Genomic DNA, 18,833 nt, shown 5'->3' with positions numbered 1-18,833 from the left:
ATTATAGAAAAATTTCCATTTTTTGTGTATGATTAACCTGAATAAAAATAATCTGCGGGGGTGCTTAAAATCGATTTTTTACCCGATATTTATTGGTGTAACCGAAAGAAAACCGAACAATTTCTTAGCATGTTGATTGATGATCTTATGCCTGAGTACACTCTAGTTTCCACTCAAGGAAAATCAAACGAAAAAGCACTTGAAGGAAACCTTGGGAAAATCGTTGCAAAATATCAAAGGCAAGCAGAAACCAGTTCCGAAAAAGAAGGAAAGGTAATCAGATCAACTTCATCGCTTTTCAAAGATCTACATACTCTTCTTGAAGATGGAGATAGAATTCAAAAGCTATATGGATTTGATGAAGGTATCTGGAATCAACTTCGAACAGGTGAATTTATTGAAGTAGATGGTGAGTTCAAACAATCTCCAGCAGAACTTGTTATGTCTAGTATGATTGACTTCACCGATAAATTTAAAGGTTTCTTTGCTGCTGACACTTCCAAAGAGGATATGAAGCATATAGAATTTGCTACTTCTCTTTTTAAATTAAAAAAAGTCACAATGATTATCAACCCATATACAGATGGGGATTTTAAATTCTTCACATCATTAGACGCTGAGCACTTTTTAGAAGATAGGTATGATCTAGAAGGGGAATTCACTATCCTAGGTAAAATCAGAAAGATATATAAACCTCATCAAAAAATTGATTTAGCCAAATTGTTGCCTGGGAAAATGAAAATAAAAAAGGAAGAGTTGATTAAATTCATTCCGAATTTAATCCATGGCGATTTTTCTTTCGACACTGATGAAATAACAGAAGATTCTTTTGAAATACAGGGTCCAGCAATTGAAATTATGCCGATAGCCATTTATCAAGCTTAGAAGGAAAAGCCGCTAAAATTTAGCGGCTTTTCCTATTCCTCCTTAGTTGTTGAAGGGGGAATATTTGGCTGGACGATTCATCTATCTCAGCGCGTCTTTCGCGTATTTTTTTTCTTACTCTTTCGATTTCGCGATTAAAAAGTGCATAGTGTTCTATTTTCTTTTGCACCGTCACTTCAGGAGACTTTATCCTTTTATATAATGTGATGAAATGTTTCATTTCCTCTTCAGACATATATGGTTCGAACTTCTCGAATTTTGTAAACATAAAGTCCTCCAGTTCAATCAAGATTTCGATACAAAGTCGCTTTACTCACACCTGTCATCTTTGTTATATCCTTAATCGAATATTCTTTTGAGTGGTAAAGCTTCAGCGCCCTTTTGATTGCCTCAGCATCTTTCTTAGGTCGTCCACCTTTATTTCCCCGTGCTCTCGCCGCCTCCAATCCCGCCTTCGTACGTTCAATGATCATATCCCGTTCAAATTCCGAAAGCGATGCAAAGATATTGAAGATGAGCTTACCAGTGGCAGAGGAGGTATCGATGTTTTCTTTGATCGACACGAACGCAATATTCTTTTCTTTGAAATGCTCCATCAATTCAATCAGGTGTCTGATGCTTCTCCCCATACGGTCTAATTTCCAGACAACAATCGTATCGCCTGGTTCGGCATATTCGAGCAATTTGTCCAAAGCTGGTCGTTCTTTTTTGCTGCCAGTGATCTTCTCCTTGAAGATATCCCGATCTTCTACACCAGCCCCTTTTAAAGCATCAATTTGCAATTCCAATTTCTGATCTTGCGTCGAGACACGTGCGTATCCCAATATTCTTCCCAAAGCCATCACCTCATTTCAGTCTTGTAGTATAGTTTCAAAAACCCTTTTTTCATACATAAAGAGTCGATGATTTTGAGAATGAGTTTTGAGACGGAAAAGGGGAGGAAATCATGGGTTGAAATTGAAAATACTGCTTTTCTCATAATTGAACGTTTTTGATACCCCCTCATGCACGAAGGAATAACCGCTTTCTTTATAAATCATGTGTAAAAAGGAGCTGATCCTCTTGGAAGAGTATTTCACAGCATATGGCATTCAACAATCATTTATTGATGCGATGGACAATACCTACATTGATTCCTTACATTTAACAAAGCTAAAATTTAAAGCAGAAGAAATGTGGGGAACTAAGTTAGAAATGGTTGTGAAAAATTTCACCTTTTCGTACAAAGAAGAGACAGATTTTATTGTGGAAATTAGCATCCAATGCTTCAATGATGGCTTATCTTTTCATGTTTCTGTCGAAGAAGAAAATGGAGGATGGGAGAAATCTTATAATCAAAAAATCCTGCCTGAAGTTAAAGAAGATGTTTTAGCAGTCATAAATGAACTGAAACGTTACTTAATATCCCAAAATGTAATAGCTTCAGATACACAAATCGGTTATGGTTATCATATAAAAACTTACATATTTTAACCAATAACAAATTAAAGGATGAACGAAATTGAACGTGTTTATCGAGAACTCTGAATATTTGAAAGAACAAATTCTTCCCAATGGTATAATAATTCACCATATTCGTGTATCTATTGGAGAAGAATGGTTCGTATTAGAAGTGTACAGAGACGACGATTTTGAGTTGGAAATGTACGACATAAACAAAGAAAATGAAAATTATTGTCCGTCTCATATTCAGGATAGTGATGTTCAACAAAAAATTATCAAAGAGCTTTTGAAAATTCCAAACATTAGATTGAAGTTACTCAAATGAACAAAAAGCCGCTACTTGCTCGCGGCTTTTTCTAATGCCTTTTTGACGAGCGTTTTTGAAATGCTTCATAATCACGCGAAGAAGTACAAATTTTTCTTTTATAAATATTTGAAAAAAGGAGTTGATCATATTCCTTCACCAAGTTTGAGATTTTGTTCATTAAGTTTGAGACAGTTCTTAAAGTTTGAGATGGAAAACGGGTGCATCACTTGATTTATAAGTGCCTCTTTTCACAAAGTTTGAGACATTGTTTTTCTTTGAAAAATTAATCTTATCTCAACCTTCATGAAAGGTGAGATAGGTTAACTTTTTTTCATGAAGGTTGAGACTGAATGCACTTTTACAGGTCAGATGTTTGAGATAAAGTGAACATTATTTCTTAAAGCGCGAGACGGAACAATGTAGGCGATTGTATCCAAATAAAAAATTCAATAAGATGAATAAATCCCATTTTGCAGAACATGGTTTATGAGGATGTGGGTACTAGCTTTTTGTTAACTCCGAACCATAAATTTGAAGAATACTTTCATAAGAAAGCGTAATCACGACCTGTTAAAATTTGTATTCATTTGATAAGCTAGTGGTAAGAATGTTATTTGATGGTAAAGAAGACGCTGTCTCACTTTCACCGACAGTTCATAGGTTATTAAGTCAGCCATTCCAATAGAATTTAAAACGGAGGCAAAAAAAGGGGAGGAATATTTTGAAAAAAGCATTATATATAATTTCATTCACTTTAATTATTTCAATAGGCTATTGTTGGTATTATTTTTCTCAATACCATATCGAAGATAACCGTACAGCAATTCAGTCCAACTTAAAAGAATGGAATAACAGGGGGGCAGGATCCAATAAACCCGATGTTTTAGAAGTTGTTCGACTGGATGACACAAGTTCTTATATTGTTTTATATAAGACACCAAGTGAAAACCTAGGGTATGCTCATTTGATTAAAGGTTGGAATGGAAGATATAAAATTCAACATACAGGAGAAGGGGATAATATTGCAGATTATCAAAAAATACAAACAAATAATGGGGTGTACGGCGTAATAGTTGGAAAGAATCCAAACTTAAAAATAGACCATATAAAAGCGGATTTATATTATGGAGATTTTAATATAAAATCAAGCGTCCATTCAGATGAAATGTTTGTCAGATATAAAAAAATTCCTAGTGATATAGAAGAGGCTTTTCCCGCAGAGCTAACTTACTATGACAAGGATGGTTCGGTAATTGAATTATCAGATCTAGAAAAATAACCAGACGGCATACCCATTCTTATCTACATTAAAAATAGGGGGATAAAAAATGAAAATCGATGCTTTTGTGAAAGTTCTATTAAGTGGAATCTTAATTTGTTTAATTGTGATTACGTATAGGATTGATGATAAGAAATATATTCAATCTCAATCCCCAAATGTCGATGTTACCAATCAGGGTGGAAGAGTTGTTCAAATTGCACCTAATAGAGTGGGTGTTATTGATAGTGGCAATGGAACTGGATGGGAACAACTAGTTGTTTTCGAATACAATTCTGACACGAAAAAATTTGAAGTTGTCAGTACTTTGTCATATGAAGATATTTTTAATCACCCAGAAGAATATGGTATCCCTACGAGAGATGCAAAGTATGGAAACTGAAATGACAAGTAATTTCATTAAGCAGATACTTGTGGATTTCCTCGCGAATTGAAAGCAAAAAGCCGCTACTTGCTCGCGGCTTTTTCTAATGCTTTTTTGACGAGGAATTGCGCAATCAACATTTTTACCTCTCTCGCTTTTTCCTCATCAATTTTTGTGTCGCCAGACGGGTGATAGACGAATTGAATCTGCTTTCCCAAGCTGCATCACCTCATCACAATGTATGAAGCATTGGTTTGTCCCATCACAATTAATATTTTGAAAAAAATATAAAGGATTTGTCTCAAAAAACCGAATATTCAAATAAGAGGTGATAAAATGGTTAATCAAAAATCAACTGGAACAGCTTATCTACTATTGGCAGTTTCCATATTTGGACTCGCTGGACTTCACAGGTTTTATCTTGGGAAAATCGGCACTGGTATTTTATATTCGCTTACTTTTGGCTTGTTCGGGATCGGTCTTATTTATGATTTGTTTACTTTACCCACACAGGTTAAATTAGCAAATTATAATGGCATAGGGCACGTTCAACAAAATAATAACGTTCAACAAAATGTTGTTGTAAATGTCATTCAACCAGAGAAAACAGAAAAAAATGAAGAAAAAGTCGAAGAAGAAGAAAAGTAATTCGAGAAATATTAAGAGCGAAATTAAAAACCGCTCTTTTTTATTTGGGAATCTAGTTCCCTTTACTGGGCACTAGCTTTTTTTATTAAGGGTCATCAAAAGATTGATCAATGTGCTGAACGAGCAATTTCAAAAGTCCAAAAAACGAATTTTTAGGTATGAAAAGATGACACAAAAGACATAATAAAAATAAATCAATTCCAGTAAAACATTTGATCAACGACGTTAAAAAAATATAAAAAGACACAGGAGATGATAATGAATGGAGCAAAATATTGAAAAAGAATTAGGGTTCGAGCCATGTATTCATCCGTTGTTTACGAATATTTCGGACGAGGAGCCGCTAAGCCCAGAAAAGATTTCAGAGATGCTAGGCATCAGCAAGGAAACGGTTCGCAGATGGTGTCGATCGGGAAAATTGGAGAATTATAATTTTGGTGGAAAGTACGTTATCATCGGAAGTGATTTTAAGTATTTCATGAAGAAATCAAAAAGCCGCAAGTCGTTCACCGAGGTCCTCCATTGAGTCTGGAACTTGCAGCGTTGGCATATTTTAAGTCAAACAAAATCGATTATCACTATGTCAAACCCATCATCAAGTTTCCTTGTATGGATTGTGAAGAAGAAGCAGTCATGCATGCCATGACCACGAATTGGAGCTGTTCCTCTTGTGGAGCAAGTGGAACGATCTCAAAGTTAATTGCGACTACCAGTGACACTTGGAAAAAAAGTAAGATCTATAATCCCCACACCGAAAAGAATAAAATAATGAAATTGTTCGACGATCTTCAAGCCAATAGTAATAGTAAAAAGATGCAAACATTAAAAAGCAGGGTCAGCCATTTAATCGAATACTACGAAAGTAAAATGCCATAGAAAAAGCCACGGGTCCCAAACGAATCCCGCGGCTTATTTATGTTGATACGAAATCAAAAAAATGGATAATCAACGCGAAAAAAGCACATACTATAGATATATGCACTTTCTTCTTTCTGCCTCTCGTTATTCATATTTTGCACCATTATTAATCCCACTATACATCAACCCGCATTTTTCATTCTGTTTTTTCGTCTTTTCCTGCTATGTATCGTTTTTTTTACCCCCATACACACAAGGGTCACAAACCACTATGTTTTCCTGCGGAAAACCGTGGAGTTATCCAGCGAAAATATACATAGGTTGTGCCCCTTGTGTGCATACTAAAAGTAGAGGTGATGGAAGAATGACCGCATTAGAAAAATCCAGGGAAGTAGTTGAAAACAGCGCGAAATTGCCCACTTTTGAAGAGTATGTGGCTCATCACGGCGAGCTTATGAACGTAGAAGAATTTCGAAAAAAATTGAAAATGACGAGAGCATTGCTTTTCGAATTAATCGAAAGTGGTCACATCCCCCGATCGAATATGGTGATCGTGAATGAGGACGTATTGCCGAAAAAAAACGCTGCGAATGCCAAGGTTTATTTCCACAAAAATTGGGCGGAAAATTTCAAGCGGGAAGATATTGGTCATACCCTGAAAGAAATCGCTGATACACTTGGAATCAGTTACAGATGGTTGCGGGAAGTTTCTTCCAATAAGCCAGAACTCTTCGAAGAAGGACGGATCAGTCATTTCTTCTGGGACATGGAATGGTTCAAAAGAAACATTCAATTCATTCATGAAAAGACGTGGGCGGAAAGAGGGAATTTTAGAAAAGGTGAATTGTTCGACATGCTGACAGATGATCAACAAAAGTGGATCAATTCCTATTTAATCAGAAGGGAAAAAGGAGAAGGGATTCTCGTTGGAAGAAAAATTGAATGGAGCAAAAAGCCTGTAAAACCCCAAAAAGCTCTTGAGGATTGGAAAAGCAAATTGGCGTTGATTTTCTATCGCATCATCTGTGGGCGTGCTGGTATTAAGGATTACCATGTGACCGAACGCCTTGGGAAGCTGAGAGATTTGACGGATGAGGAACTGCAGAAGTTCAATGAAGAAAAAGAGTATTTTAAAATCATCGATTTTTCACCAGCTGACATCAATTACATTAAAAAAGGCTACAAAACCACTTCTTTCGGTCAACTGAATAGCGCCGTACTCACTCCTTTTCTCTATTTCGTCTTAAGCGAATTAAAGGAAGAATGGGTTGAATTAAGACAAAAAGCGAAAAGCGGTCGTTACCATGTGACAGTGGAAGAAGTCGAGAAGGCACGCGAAAACTTTGAGGATTTTGAGATCGCCGTTGAAACCGCCCTTTCAAAAGCGGCTAGAAGAAACGACTCGGTCGATTCAGATGAAGAGATCTCGGTCTTCTTAACCCATGAGGAAATTCTCAAGGCAAAGGAAATTGTACGAAACGCCGACTGGCACGACCCAATGAAAAAAACACTCATTTTTATGTTCGGTGCATTAGTAGGCATTCGCCCCGATGAATTCGCTCACCTAAAGATTCAGGACTTTGATTTAGATAAAAATACGCATCTGTTGAAACGATATCGATTCGACGAAGAAATCAACGATCTTGTTGAATTATCGGAAGATGACCCCCATTATTTATCAGGGTATGGTCGTTTGTGGATTGAGTACAACAAAGGCGGCTACTCCATGTCCCACAGTGAACTGGGGACCTTAATCGTCCCAAGGCTTGTGACGTTGATCAATCTGTATTTGAAGTCCATTCTCTACAAAAACAACCCGAGTGACATCGGCAAAGGCTACTTGATCAGACCAAAGAACGAACTGCCCAATCAACCCTACACTTCGGCAGGGATATCAAGGTGGCTATCGGTATTCTCGAGAGAACATTTTCTCTTTTTATCCGATGAACCGATTGATCGGAAACGTCCAGATAAGACCCCGAGAAATTCGTTCAAGTATTATGATTTGCGGCATACCGTTTATAACCTACTCATTAAAACACCCGTTCCAGAACTGGAGCCCACTGTTAAAGAACGTGCAGCCCAGATCCATGTTCGGCATGATATAAGGAAGAAACAAGGAAACACAGGGCGTGCCCATTACACGAGCGATATCTCCTTGAAAGATTATTATACGGCGATCGACCGCGTACTCAATTTCCCGTGGGAGCTTGGTCAAAACAAAGAGGGGCAGTTTTATGATTGGATGAGAATGAGGGGGCTTCTATCTTTCACAGAAGAAGAAACCGCCGAGATCACCCTTCAAGAAACGCCAAAAGCAGAGGAGAAAGAATTAAATGCTGCACAAACTGCCGAGGTAAATGCTCTAGAAACGCAATTACAGGAACATGAATCGTTGGCAGCAAAACTGTCCAAAGGTCCATCTGGTAAATACAAAGAGGTCAACAGTTGGGTAAAAAAGACTGTCGAACTCGATAAAGAAATCAAGGCAATCAAGCAAAAAATCAACTTACTCAAACAGGGTGATGACTGATGAAACTTGATGAGTACCTCAAACGCTGTGAAAAGCTTGGGTATGACCCGAAGCTCCCGCCTTATTTTGATATGATTGTGGATCGAGCGCTTTACCAGCCATCCGTTATCGCCGAGATAACGAAAGTAAGCACAGAGACGGCACGCAGGTGGTTTCGGACCAAAAAGTTGACCACAGAAACCGCCTCCCACACGTACAAGGTGTCGGGACGAAAACTGAAGGAGTTTTTGTTCTCCTTACCTAGAATCCAAGACCCCTTAAAAGCCGCCTATCCTGAAATATTCGAATTAGAATCCAAAGCCAATAAATAATCAAAACGATAAGTGAAACCTAGCTTATCGTTTTTTCGATAGGGAATTTTCTTTTAAGAACAAATAAGGTACCCATGAGAAAAGTAACAGTGGTAAAATTAGGTAAAAGGGAGGGGTTACATGCAATTCTCTGGATTTAAGTGGTACTACTCTACTTGGTTTGTTGCCGTTTTATTTTCTCTTTGGTTTTTGATTATTCCATTGATTATTGGGGTTTTCTTAATTTCGAGACAGAAAAAGGAACTAAAATTCCACTTGCAAAATTATGACCAAGATAAGAAACGACAGATTGAGGAGTATAAAACCATCAAAGAAGAAGAATTTGAAAGCTTAAAAATGGTACTTTTCGAAGAAGAAGAGCTCCAAAAAAAGGCTCGAATTAATCAAATAGAAGAACTTGAAGACCACATCCAAATTAAACAAAAAGAAACGGCTCGGATTACTCTATTGTCTAAGTTGAAGATTGTATTATTGGAGCGAGAAATAATGAATAAGATGAGTGAAGCACAAGTAGCCAATAAAACATTACGGAGGAAACTTCATCAACTGAATCGATTAAAAAGAGTCAGGGATGATTTCACGAAGGAATTAATCGTTTTAAAAGATGAACTTCTTTATCAATCATTCGGGTTCTATGACCTCCGATATGACCTAGAGGATTCTCAAGAATACAAGGAGATGCTCGATAAAGTTCGAACGGCTCAAAAAGAGGCAGTTAAAGATGACTTGGCTGTTAATCATTTTAATCATTGGACGCTAAATAACAACAGTCGTAAAGGCGAAGCTATGAATAAAAAGAACATCAAGTTAACCATTCGTTCGTTTAATAATGAATGTGATGCGGTAATTCATAAAGTCAAATTTAACAACATTGAGTCTGCTGAGAAGAAAATTCGGAAAGCATTGGTTCAATTAAATAAATTAAACAGCTACACCCTAATTGAAATAACTGATTATTATTTGAACTTAAAATTGGAAGAACTTTATTTAGCTTATGAATATGCTCGGAAGAAGAATGAAGAACGAGAAGAACAACGGCGTATTAAGGAATTAATGCGTGAGGAATGGAAAGCAAAACAAGAGTTAGAAGACAGATTGAAAATCCTTTTAAAAGAAGAGCAACATTATAAAAATGCGCTTGCCACATATAAAAAACAACTAGAATATACTTCTAATAAAACCATGCTCAATGAAATACAACACGAAATTGGAAAGATAGGAATAGAGCTTAAAAAGATCGATGATGAAAAAGCTGAAATAGATTTCAGAGTTCGTAATGCTAAAGCGGGTCATGTTTATATCATTTCTAATATTGGATCATTTGGTCCTGATGTTTATAAAATTGGTATGACCAGAAGACTTGAGCCTCTTGACCGCATTAGAGAGCTAGGTAGTGCGTCAGTTCCATTTACTTTTGATGTTCATGCCATGATTTTTTCAGAAGATGCCCCTGCATTAGAAAGTGAACTCCATAAAACCTTTGAAGAAAAAAGAGTAAATAAGGTTAATAATCGAAAAGAATTTTTCCGCATCTCATTAAAGGAATTAGAAGAGGTTGTACGTAAAACCTACAATAAGCCTGTCGAATTCACTAAATTAGGAATTGCACAAGAGTATAGAGAAACGATGATGATCGAGAAAAAGAATACGAAAAAAGTTTCATAATGACTCAAAGAAAATTAAAAGACCCCGTTTCAAGGGTCTTTTCTTTATTTAAGCTCGTGACCGCAAATCAAACTGTTCCGACACTCTAAAAACAAGCCTATTTTCGTAAAAGTTGTTTCTATGAGTTAATTTCACTTGTCAAAACTCCAACAGTGAATTTCTTACGGGAGTATATCCATTAATTCTGAGACAACATTTTTCTAATAATTCTTATTTGACCTCTATGGTTAATTTCATCTTCAAATACGTGAAACCAAATGAAATAGTTATTAGATGGGTGGTTATCCCATAATCTATTTTCATACAACCAATCATCATTTAAATTTGCAAATTCTCTTAAGGTTCTACTTCTAACTTCTTCAAGTTTGGCTATATAAAACTCTAAGGAATATCCGTTGATATGTGCTCTTCCTTTATCTCCGAGACTGTAAGGTGCACCCCATTCCTCCATCTCTTGTTCATTCGGTCTCCTACCATCAAAAATCTCTATTTGAAATCCTTTTTCAACAGCAGCCATATGTAGTAAAAGGGAACCAATGCTATTACTATCTTTGTTAGGTAAATAGTCTAATTCCGCAGTAGTTAAGCCACTTACAGCATCTAAAGTTGTTTTTCTAGCATAGTTCATTTGTGAGACAAGATGACCCATTTGGGGGCTAAAATCCCTTAATTTTTCTATCTTAAATTCCATAAAGCTTGCACCTCATTTATTCGAATAGAAATCTCGATATCCTATTCATTAACTGGATTTCTCCTATAAGAATAGTACCATAAAAAGTAAATTTATCCTTTTCTTATTGAAAGCAACAATCATTATAAAAAAATCCTTTTAGAATTACTTTACAATCAGCGTAGGCTTGTCCACATTAGCAATGTATTTTGTCTTTGATTTACTTCTCACCAAATAAAAACTGTTTTTAATGATATAAATTGACGTTGCTTTTTGTTCATAATGTGTTGACGATATGGGCGACAAGGCGGAGATTATGTTCGATCAGCAAGTTTCTTGCTTCTTCATCTCCTTCTGCCATCAATCGCAGATATTTTCGCTCTTCACTGGCTGTCAGCGGCTGTGGGAAGGCATTGTTTTTTACATAAGAAACTAAAAAGACAAGTTCTTTCAGGAAGTAACCCAGTGCAGTAAGGATTCCAGCCAATCTACTCACCCCTAAATCAGGACTATTGCCTATAAATCATGCTTATGATTTGGAGTGGTGGTTCGTGCAGGTCCAAGAAAATCTTTTGTGTGAAAATGGTTGGGAGGTGTCTGTCAAAGGTGAGAGTCAAGAGGAGTTGTATGCTTTTTAGTGCTTATGGCTGATGTGATCTTGCCTCTTCCATTACAAATAGGACATGTTTTCTTCAAAAAACCAAAAGCAGGGATTGTTCCTTGTCCCTTGCATTTTTTGCAGATGCCGACAATTTTCAACGTTAAAAGCCTCCTTATCAAGTTGATTATGTTGTTTGTCAATATGATTATTATATCATATTTCTCATAATTATTAATGTTCAGAAAACTGATCGAGTTTCAACTAATATCGATGAACAGCCTATACATATTTGTCTTGATCTTCATAAACTATCTAAAAAGAAGGAGGTGGGCAATCATGTATTATGGTTGGCCAGGGCCCGGCTGCTATTATGGTGTACCCTTTTATGGAGGGGCATACCTGGCATTGGCAATTGTCCTTTTAGTGCTGCTTTTAATTTTTGGAGGCTGGTGGTACTTCACTTGCTGTTAAGTAAAATGGACCGAAGAAATTGAATGATAACGGTGGCCATCTTTCTTCCACTGAAAGCCGGGAAGAGAAGAATGGCTTTTTTTAGTTTGATTTATTAGAATTTTTCAATAAGTAAAGTTATAATGAAGACATTGCATAAAAAGGGGGAGTTTAAGTGAGTACAAGTACATATTCATTAAAGTGGGATCTGGATGTTTTCTTTTCAGGTGGAAGCGGATCCCAGGAGTTTCGTTCACATTTGGAGTCACTCGATGAATTGCTGACAGAATTCAATCGCTCTGTATCTGCCTGGGAAATACCTTCAAGCGGATACGAAACAAAGGATTTGGTGGAAATCATTGATTTATTCCAGCAGACCGGGACAAAAATGCGGCAGGCTGGCGCCTTTGTCAGCTGTCTGCAGGCACAGGATACAACTGATGCAGGGGCAAATGAACTGAGAGGGAAGATTGCCATCTTAAGTTCCCGTTTCCAAACCGTATTGACTCTTTTAGATGATAAATTGAAGAAGGTCAATGATGATGTATGGAAAGAGTTATTAGTCCATGAAGAGCTTAAAGAACTTTCTTTTGTCCTGAATGAAAGAAGAGAAGAAGCTGCTAAGAAACTCCCGCGTGAACAAGAGGCGTTGATCAACGCACTAAATGTAGATGGCTACCACGGCTGGGGAGAAATGTACGATGCGATAGTAAGTAAGATTAAAGTTCAACTGGGAGAAGATGAACTCTCAGTTGGGCAGGCGGCCAATAAGTTTTCCCATAAAGACCGTGAAGTAAGGAAAGAAGTCTTCAACAATTGGGAAAAGGCGTGGGGTAATCAAGCTGACCTGCTCTCCAATACGCTAAATCATTTAGCCGGCTTCAGACTGTCTGTATATAAACAACGAGGCTGGGATGAAGTCCTTCAAGAGCCGCTTCAGTACAATCGTATGAAAAAAGAAACGCTTGATGCCATGTGGTCTGTCATTGCTGATCGTAAAGAACCATTTGTACGCTACTTAAAGCGAAAAGCTGATTTGATCGGTGTTGATAAATTAAGCTGGTATGATCTTGATGCACCTGTTGGAGAAACGGATTCCGCCCTTTCCTATCAAGAAGGTGCTGAATTCATTACAGAGCAGTTTCAGAAGTTTGGGAAAGAGCTGGCACAATTCACCAAGACAGCGTTTGAAGAGAGCTGGATTGAGGCTGAGGACCGTCCAGGAAAACGGCCAGGCGGATTCTGTACATTCTTCCCTGAAAGCAAACAATCGCGTATTTTCATGACATACTCAGGGACGCCATCGAATGTGTCCACTCTGGCACACGAACTCGGGCATGCATTCCATTCCTTTGCTTTGAAGGAAGTCCATCCTTTGAATAGGAACTATGCAATGAACGTGGCAGAAACAGCTTCTACATTTGCAGAAATGATAGTCGCGGATGCTGCTGTCAAAAATGCAAAATCCGAAGAAGAAAGGCTTGCGCTTTTAGAAGATAAAGTCCAGCGCAGCGTGGCATTGCTTATGAATATCCATGCCCGCTACCTGTTCGAGACTCGTTTTTATGAAGAACGCAAAAATGGGCCAGTCAGCAAAGATCGATTGAATGAATTGATGGAAACGGCACAAAAAGAAGCATATGGAGATGGTCTTGAGGAATACCACCCATTATTCTGGGCATCAAAACTCCATTTCTTCATTACAGGGGTGCCATTCTATAACTTCCCATATACTTTCGGCTTCCTTTTCTCCCTTGGGATCTATGCAAAAGCATTGGAAGAAGGAGAAGGGTATGAAGAAAAATATATGGCCCTTCTGAAAGATACGGGATCCATGACGGTCGAAGACTTGGCTATGAAACACCTGAATGTAGATTTAACGAAGAAGGACTTCTGGGAAAAAGGTGTACAATTATGCATCGATGACGTAGAAGAGTTCCTATCCCTTACAAAGTAATAAAAAATCCGGCTCACCAGGAGCCGGATTTTTTACATTTTCTTAAATTTGAAAGAAGCGATCATCAAGAAAGACAAAGCAATCATGATAAATAAATATAAGTGCGATGGAATGAATGAGTTAAATAAATAAGCAAGTGTTGCAAGGCAGCCCGCTGCTGTGATTGGCAGTCCCGTAAAGTAGCCATTGCTTTCAGTGACATTGAATCTTGCAAGCCTGAATGCTCCGCAAGCCATGTAGAAAACGGTAAAAAATAATCCCGGAAACCCGAAAGAATGGAGGATTCCTTGGTATAATAACAACGCAGGTGCAACTCCGAACGAAATCACATCACTCATGGAATCAAGCTGTTTTCCCAATTCGGATTCAATATTGAGCTTTCTGGCTGCCATCCCATCAAAACGGTCCGCTAAGGCTGCGAGAAAAATCAGGACCACACTTAAATTAAGCTGTCCCTGTGTTGCAGCTAAAATGGCGAATCCACCCAGACTCATGTTGGTCAGTGTAAGAAGATTGGCAGTTTGTGATTTGATTTTTTTTAAGGTTTGGTCGACCACATGTGAAAAAAACAAATGAATCACTCCTTAATATAAACAAAAGGAATCAAACTAATGATATATATTGTATAATAATATTTTATTATATGCTTATTATGCCTAAATGTTAAGAGGTATTTGAAGATTTATGGGGGGAACCACTTGAAATCGCTGTTATATCGGAGTTTCATTGAATTGACGAATGGCCGTGTGACATCTGGAATCATAAAAAATTTTGCAGAATCAAAATGGAGCAGACGGGTGGTCCCATCCTTTGCAAAATGGTACGGGATCAATCAGGAGGAAATGGGTGGTTCAATCTCATCCTATCCTACCTTAAAGGACTTTTTCATTCGAGAGCTTAAACAAGGTGCAAGAAATATAGACCCCGGGGAAAATACAATCGTAAGCCCGGTGGATGCTGTCATTGAGGATGTGGGTGGCATATCTTCTGACAGTGAATTCAACGTAAAAGGTAAAAACTATTCAGTAAAGGAAATGTTTGGGGACCGAGGTCTTGAGGGAAAATATATAGGAGGGGTCTTCATGGTCCTGTATTTAAGCCCTTCACATTATCACCGGATCCATAGCCCTGTAAACGGCAAGGTGACTGCACAGTACACATTGGGGAAGAAATCATTTCCCGTCAATAAAATGGGAATGAAGCATGGAAAATCAACCTTGGCAAAGAATTACCGCTGCATTACAGAATTAGAAACCAATTACGGGCATGCAGCAGTGGCCAAAGTAGGAGCAATGTTCATCAATTCCATCGAATTGACACACCAGGGGGATTCTTGGAGAAAGGGACAGGATGTTGCTTATTTTTCATTCGGCTCCACGGTCGTGCTGTTCTTTGAAAAAGATATGTTTGAAATGAGGAAAGACCTTCATGTTCCCTATGATATTCGAATGGGGGAAGTCATCGGGTCTTATAAGAAAGCAAATAAAACCATATAAAAAACAAAAATTCCCCAATATTTTGGGGAACTCACAAGAAGCATCCTATCAAGAGGAGACTTTTATTTTATTGGTCAATGCCCTGCGGCTGATTTCAAGCTCGATGAGGCGGATGAAGTCCGGGCTTAGCTTCAATTCCTTTGCTTTATGATAGGACTCGATCAATAATTCATCTGAAAGCTTTCTCATAATATACACCCCCGAATAATTGCGTTCTATAATAGAAATGAATTTCATATATATGTAAGTTACTTTTGGTATACCCTACTCTATCAGAGATAAACTATTGGAACAAGCGTTCTGTTATCCACAATGGAAAGTGGATAAGTTGTGATTAACTTGTTCATAAAATCTGGAAATATTACCATATCACTGTGATTTTTGTGAATAGATTTATCCACATTGATGGACAATGTTGGATAATGTCGAAAAATATTTAGAATGATAATATAAAACAAAAGAAATCGCAGAATTCATTTTGAAAGTACAAAGAAAATTGGTTATGATAGAAAGGTTAAATGAATAAGAGGTGTAAACATTGCTGAAACAATTTTTGCCTAACGAGCAGGTCAAAAGTATTTTTGATATCACTCCGGATGAATTGAAAAAACGGGGAATAAAGGGAATCATTACTGACTTGGACAACACCCTTGTAGAATGGGATCGTCCAAACGCAACACCAAAATTAATTCAATGGTTCAAGAAAATGGAAGAAAACGGGATTGCTGTAACCATTGTTTCAAATAATAATCAAAGCCGTGTCAAGGCTTTTGCCGATCCACTTCATCTTCCATTCATCTTTCAGGCGCGAAAGCCGATGGGCAGGGCGTTTAAAAGAGCTTTAAAAAGTATGGACCTGAAAAAGGAAGAGACAGTCGTGATCGGTGACCAGCTTTTAACTGATGTACTCGGGGGGAACAGGTCTGGTTTTTATACCATCCTTGTGGTCCCTGTTGCAAAATCGGATGGATTCTTTACGAAATTCAATCGTCAGATCGAGCGCAGGATCATGAACTGGTTCAAACGAAAAGGAATGATTGATTGGGAGGAAGGATCTTGAGCATGAATGAATTACAATGTGTCGGCTGCGGAGTTGCCATCCAGACTACGGACAAAGAGGGTTTAGGATACGCGCCGCCGTCTTCACTTGAGAAAGAAAAAATAATCTGCCAGCGCTGCTTCAAATTGAAGCATTATAATGAAGTTCAGGATGTTTCATTGACAGACGATGATTTCCTGAAAATATTAAATGAAATTGGCCGTACAGACAGTCTGATTGTCAAAATTGTTGATATTTTTGACTTCAATGGAAGCTGGCTTCCGGGTCTGCATCGTTTCGTAGGGAATAATCCCATCTTATTAATAGGGAATAAAGTAGATTTGCTCCCGAAATCGGTCAAGCCGGCGAAGCTGATTCAATGGATGAAGCATGAAGCTAAAGAGCTTGGAATGAAGCCGATTGACGTCCAGCTTGTAAGCGCAGGTAAAGGACACTTCATTAAGGAAGCAGTCGATGCCATTGAACAATATCGCAATGGTAAAGATGTTTATGTAGTAGGCTGTACGAATGTTGGCAAGTCCACATTTATCAATCGCATCATCAAGGAAGTTGCCGGTGAAGAAGATGTCATCACGACATCCCACTTTCCTGGAACTACACTTGATATGATCGAGATCCCTTTGGATGATGGACATGATTTAATTGATACACCAGGAATCATCAACCATCATCAAATGGCTCATTTCGTTGATAAAACGGACTTAAAGATCATTACGCCAAAGAAGGAAATCAAACCTAGGGTATTTCAGCTGAATGAGGAGCAGACGCTTTTCTTCGGCGGACTTGGGAGATTTGACTATATTTCCGGTGGACGCCGTTCCTTTACATGTTATTTATCCAATGAATTAAACATCCATAGGACGAAGTTGGAAAATGCTGATGATTTATATGAAAAGCATGCAGGCGATATGCTTCAGCCTCCTGACAAAGAAGGCATGGATGAATTCCCTGAGCTGATCAGATATGAGTTTTCTGTTAAAGAAGGCAAAATGGATGTTGTTTTTTCCGGACTTGGATGGGTGACCATCAATGAACCAGGTGCAAGGGTTGCTGCCCATGTTCCAAAAGGTGTACAGGTTTTATTAAGGAAATCCTTGATTTAAAAATGATGCAGCGGGGGACGGACCTGGTCCTCCGTTCTTCATTTCCCTTCAAAATTCCTTGATCGGAGGGGTATGATGGAAAAGCTATTTGGAGTAATCGGAGATCCAATTGGACATTCCCTTTCTCCGGCTATGCATAATGCAGTATTTGCTTCTCTCAATATGAAGGCTCACTATCATCCGTTCCATATAAAGAAAGAGTCATTGGGAAAAAGTGTGGCAGGTATGAAGGAATTGGGGGTGGCGGGATTCAACGTAACGGTCCCTCACAAAACTTCAATCATAGAGTTCCTGGATGAAGTCGATCCCTTGGCAGAAGCCATTGGGGCTGTCAATACAGTAGTTAATGAAAATGGCAGGCTAAAAGGCTGCAATACAGATGGATTAGGGTTTATTGAAGCGTTGAAAACCGAATGGAAACAGGAACTGGGTAATGAAAATGTACTGATTATCGGTGCGGGGGGAGCAGCTAAAGCCATCTACTATACTTTGGCTTCCTTGGGTATAAAGCATATAACCATTGCAAATCGCAATATAGAAAATGGAAAAGCCCTAATCAGCCGGTGTCCATTCGAAGTGAAGTCTAATGTCTTAAATCTCGAAGATGCATCTCTAATCCTCAATGAATTTACACTTGTGATCCAGACAACTCCTATTGGTATGTCTCCTTTTATTGAGCACATGCCATTGGATATTTCAAATTTGAGAAGCGGGACATTTGTTTCGGATATCATTTACAATCCTTTCGAAACAAGGTTCCTTGCAGAAGCAAAGTCTAAAGGTGCCCTGACACAAAATGGGCTTGGGATGTTTATCAACCAGGGCGCTGTGGCATTCAAATTATGGACAGGGGTTCAGCCCGATACAAAATTAATGAAAAAAGTAGTTTTAGATCTACTGGGAGGTTCTTATGCTAACAGGTAAACAAAAAAGATTTTTGCGTGCGAAAGCACATCATTTGAATCCGATTTTCCAAGTGGGAAAAGGCGGAGTAAATGAAAATATGATCAAACAAATCGGTGAAGCACTGGAAGCAAGGGAGCTGATAAAAGTCAGCATCCTGCAAAATTGCGATGAAGATAAGGATATGGTGGCAGAAGCGTTTGTAAAGGGAACTAAATCCGAACTCGTTCAAATCATAGGCAATATCATCGTGCTTTACAAAGAATCAAAAGAAAATAAACAAATTCAGCTGCCATAATC

General features: G+C 38.1%; 24 protein-coding genes and 1 pseudogene. 18 read left to right on the top strand and 7 right to left on the bottom strand.

Going from position 1 to position 18,833, the window contains the following annotated elements; genetic code table 11:
- The first annotated feature begins 60 nt into the window (after positions 1-60).
- Entirely contained in the window at positions 61-885 is an 825-nt protein-coding gene (locus ABTV07_RS14395) for a DUF6414 family protein (RefSeq protein ID WP_433743305.1), read from the top strand.
- A 19-nt stretch (positions 886-904) separates the two neighbouring features.
- Here the strand turns inward: ABTV07_RS14395 and ABTV07_RS14390 are convergent, their stop codons facing one another.
- Both ABTV07_RS14390 and ABTV07_RS14385 read right to left on the bottom strand, forming a co-directional pair.
- Positions 905-1,153, bottom strand: coding sequence for a hypothetical protein (locus ABTV07_RS14390; RefSeq protein ID WP_433743304.1), 249 nt, complete (start codon positions 1,151-1,153; stop codon positions 905-907).
- Between the two features lie 13 nt (positions 1,154-1,166).
- Entirely contained in the window at positions 1,167-1,727 is a 561-nt protein-coding gene (locus ABTV07_RS14385) for a recombinase family protein (RefSeq protein ID WP_433743302.1), read from the bottom strand.
- A 220-nt stretch (positions 1,728-1,947) separates the two neighbouring features.
- On the opposite strand from ABTV07_RS14385, the gene ABTV07_RS14380 reads away from it, so the two are divergent.
- The 4 genes from ABTV07_RS14380 to ABTV07_RS14365 all read left to right on the top strand — a co-directional run bounded on the left by ABTV07_RS14380 (position 1,948) and on the right by ABTV07_RS14365 (position 4,296).
- Complete coding sequence (locus ABTV07_RS14380) at positions 1,948-2,358, top strand: hypothetical protein (protein ID WP_433743300.1); 411 nt, start codon at positions 1,948-1,950, stop codon at positions 2,356-2,358.
- A gap of 28 nt (positions 2,359-2,386) precedes the next feature.
- The gene (locus tag ABTV07_RS14375; protein ID WP_433743299.1) at positions 2,387-2,653 is read left to right on the top strand and encodes a hypothetical protein; all 267 of its coding nucleotides are present in this window, start codon (positions 2,387-2,389) and stop codon (positions 2,651-2,653) included.
- Between the two features lie 703 nt (positions 2,654-3,356).
- Positions 3,357-3,914, top strand: coding sequence for a hypothetical protein (locus ABTV07_RS14370; RefSeq protein ID WP_433743298.1), 558 nt, complete (start codon positions 3,357-3,359; stop codon positions 3,912-3,914).
- Between the two features lie 49 nt (positions 3,915-3,963).
- Positions 3,964-4,296: a hypothetical protein gene (locus ABTV07_RS14365; protein ID WP_433743296.1), complete on the top strand. Its 333-nt coding sequence runs from the start codon at positions 3,964-3,966 to the stop codon at positions 4,294-4,296.
- A gap of 65 nt (positions 4,297-4,361) precedes the next feature.
- Here the strand turns inward: ABTV07_RS14365 and ABTV07_RS14360 are convergent, their stop codons facing one another.
- Complete coding sequence (locus ABTV07_RS14360; protein ID WP_433743294.1) at positions 4,362-4,496, bottom strand: hypothetical protein; 135 nt, start codon at positions 4,494-4,496, stop codon at positions 4,362-4,364.
- A gap of 118 nt (positions 4,497-4,614) precedes the next feature.
- Between ABTV07_RS14360 and ABTV07_RS14355 the strand changes: the two genes are divergently transcribed.
- The 6 genes from ABTV07_RS14355 to ABTV07_RS14330 all read left to right on the top strand — a co-directional run bounded on the left by ABTV07_RS14355 (position 4,615) and on the right by ABTV07_RS14330 (position 10,293).
- Entirely contained in the window at positions 4,615-4,926 is a 312-nt protein-coding gene (locus ABTV07_RS14355) for an NINE protein (RefSeq protein WP_433743292.1), read from the top strand.
- A gap of 262 nt (positions 4,927-5,188) precedes the next feature.
- On the top strand, positions 5,189-5,452 hold the full coding sequence (locus tag ABTV07_RS14350) for a helix-turn-helix domain-containing protein (protein WP_433743291.1): 264 nt from the start codon (positions 5,189-5,191) through the stop codon (positions 5,450-5,452).
- 17 nt (positions 5,453-5,469) lie between these two features.
- Positions 5,470-5,802 carry a hypothetical protein gene (locus tag ABTV07_RS14345; protein ID WP_433743289.1) on the top strand — a complete coding sequence of 111 codons (333 nt, stop codon included), beginning with the start codon at positions 5,470-5,472 and terminating at the stop codon, positions 5,800-5,802.
- A 346-nt stretch (positions 5,803-6,148) separates the two neighbouring features.
- Entirely contained in the window at positions 6,149-8,317 is a 2,169-nt protein-coding gene (locus ABTV07_RS14340) for a hypothetical protein (protein WP_433743288.1), read from the top strand.
- Positions 8,317-8,628 carry a hypothetical protein gene (locus ABTV07_RS14335; RefSeq protein WP_433743286.1) on the top strand — a complete coding sequence of 104 codons (312 nt, stop codon included), beginning with the start codon at positions 8,317-8,319 and terminating at the stop codon, positions 8,626-8,628. Before ABTV07_RS14340 ends, ABTV07_RS14335 begins: the two co-directional genes overlap by 1 nt.
- A 120-nt stretch (positions 8,629-8,748) precedes the next feature.
- On the top strand, positions 8,749-10,293 hold the full coding sequence (locus tag ABTV07_RS14330) for a DUF4041 domain-containing protein (RefSeq protein ID WP_433743284.1): 1,545 nt from the start codon (positions 8,749-8,751) through the stop codon (positions 10,291-10,293).
- A gap of 178 nt (positions 10,294-10,471) precedes the next feature.
- Here ABTV07_RS14330 and ABTV07_RS14325 read toward each other — a convergent pair whose 3' ends face one another.
- Both ABTV07_RS14325 and ABTV07_RS14320 read right to left on the bottom strand, forming a co-directional pair.
- On the bottom strand, positions 10,472-10,984 hold the full coding sequence (locus ABTV07_RS14325) for a DinB family protein (RefSeq protein ID WP_433743283.1): 513 nt from the start codon (positions 10,982-10,984) through the stop codon (positions 10,472-10,474).
- 268 nt (positions 10,985-11,252) lie between these two features.
- Positions 11,253-11,450: pseudogene (locus ABTV07_RS14320) on the bottom strand (RNA polymerase subunit sigma-70); the annotation flags it as partial.
- A gap of 450 nt (positions 11,451-11,900) precedes the next feature.
- Between ABTV07_RS14320 and ABTV07_RS14315 the strand changes: the two are divergent.
- Together ABTV07_RS14315 and ABTV07_RS14310 are read left to right on the top strand one after the other, a co-directional pair.
- A complete protein-coding gene (locus ABTV07_RS14315) occupies positions 11,901-12,035 on the top strand; it encodes a hypothetical protein (protein WP_433743281.1) in 135 nt (44 codons plus the stop codon).
- A gap of 154 nt (positions 12,036-12,189) precedes the next feature.
- Positions 12,190-13,971: a M3 family oligoendopeptidase gene (locus tag ABTV07_RS14310; protein ID WP_433743279.1), complete on the top strand. Its 1,782-nt coding sequence runs from the start codon at positions 12,190-12,192 to the stop codon at positions 13,969-13,971.
- 32 nt (positions 13,972-14,003) lie between these two features.
- On the opposite strand, the gene pssA is transcribed toward ABTV07_RS14310, so the two are convergent.
- Positions 14,004-14,543, bottom strand: coding sequence for a CDP-diacylglycerol--serine O-phosphatidyltransferase (gene pssA / locus ABTV07_RS14305; protein ID WP_433743278.1), 540 nt, complete (start codon positions 14,541-14,543; stop codon positions 14,004-14,006).
- 126 nt (positions 14,544-14,669) lie between these two features.
- Here pssA and ABTV07_RS14300 point away from each other — a divergent pair, with 126 nt between their 5' ends.
- On the top strand, positions 14,670-15,467 hold the full coding sequence (locus ABTV07_RS14300) for a phosphatidylserine decarboxylase (protein WP_433743276.1): 798 nt from the start codon (positions 14,670-14,672) through the stop codon (positions 15,465-15,467).
- A 48-nt stretch (positions 15,468-15,515) separates the two neighbouring features.
- Here the strand turns inward: ABTV07_RS14300 and ABTV07_RS14295 are convergent, their stop codons facing one another.
- A complete protein-coding gene (locus ABTV07_RS14295) occupies positions 15,516-15,656 on the bottom strand; it encodes a sporulation histidine kinase inhibitor Sda (protein ID WP_433743274.1) in 141 nt (46 codons plus the stop codon).
- Positions 15,657-16,005: 349 nt separating this feature from the next.
- Between ABTV07_RS14295 and ABTV07_RS14290 the strand changes: the two genes are divergently transcribed.
- The 4 genes from ABTV07_RS14290 (at position 16,006) to yhbY (ending at position 18,831) form a co-directional block, all read left to right on the top strand.
- Entirely contained in the window at positions 16,006-16,527 is a 522-nt protein-coding gene (locus ABTV07_RS14290; RefSeq protein WP_433743272.1) for a YqeG family HAD IIIA-type phosphatase, read from the top strand.
- Positions 16,528-16,529: 2 nt separating this feature from the next.
- On the top strand, positions 16,530-17,630 hold the full coding sequence (yqeH, locus tag ABTV07_RS14285; RefSeq protein ID WP_433751270.1) for a ribosome biogenesis GTPase YqeH: 1,101 nt from the start codon (positions 16,530-16,532) through the stop codon (positions 17,628-17,630).
- A gap of 75 nt (positions 17,631-17,705) precedes the next feature.
- Positions 17,706-18,554, top strand: a complete 849-nt coding sequence (gene aroE / locus ABTV07_RS14280; RefSeq protein ID WP_433743270.1) for a shikimate dehydrogenase — start codon at positions 17,706-17,708, stop codon at positions 18,552-18,554.
- A complete protein-coding gene (gene yhbY, locus ABTV07_RS14275; protein WP_433743268.1) occupies positions 18,541-18,831 on the top strand; it encodes a ribosome assembly RNA-binding protein YhbY in 291 nt (96 codons plus the stop codon). The genes aroE and yhbY overlap by 14 nt, the downstream gene beginning before the upstream one ends.
- The last annotated feature ends 2 nt before the right edge of the window (positions 18,832-18,833 follow it).

This window comes from Falsibacillus pallidus (assembly GCF_050990905.1).
In the GTDB taxonomy this organism is placed as follows: Bacteria; Bacillota; Bacilli; order Bacillales; family DSM-25281; genus Falsibacillus; species Falsibacillus pallidus_A.
The sequence above is the reverse complement of the archived record's forward strand: the minus strand, read 5'-3'. Positions and strand labels throughout refer to the sequence as shown.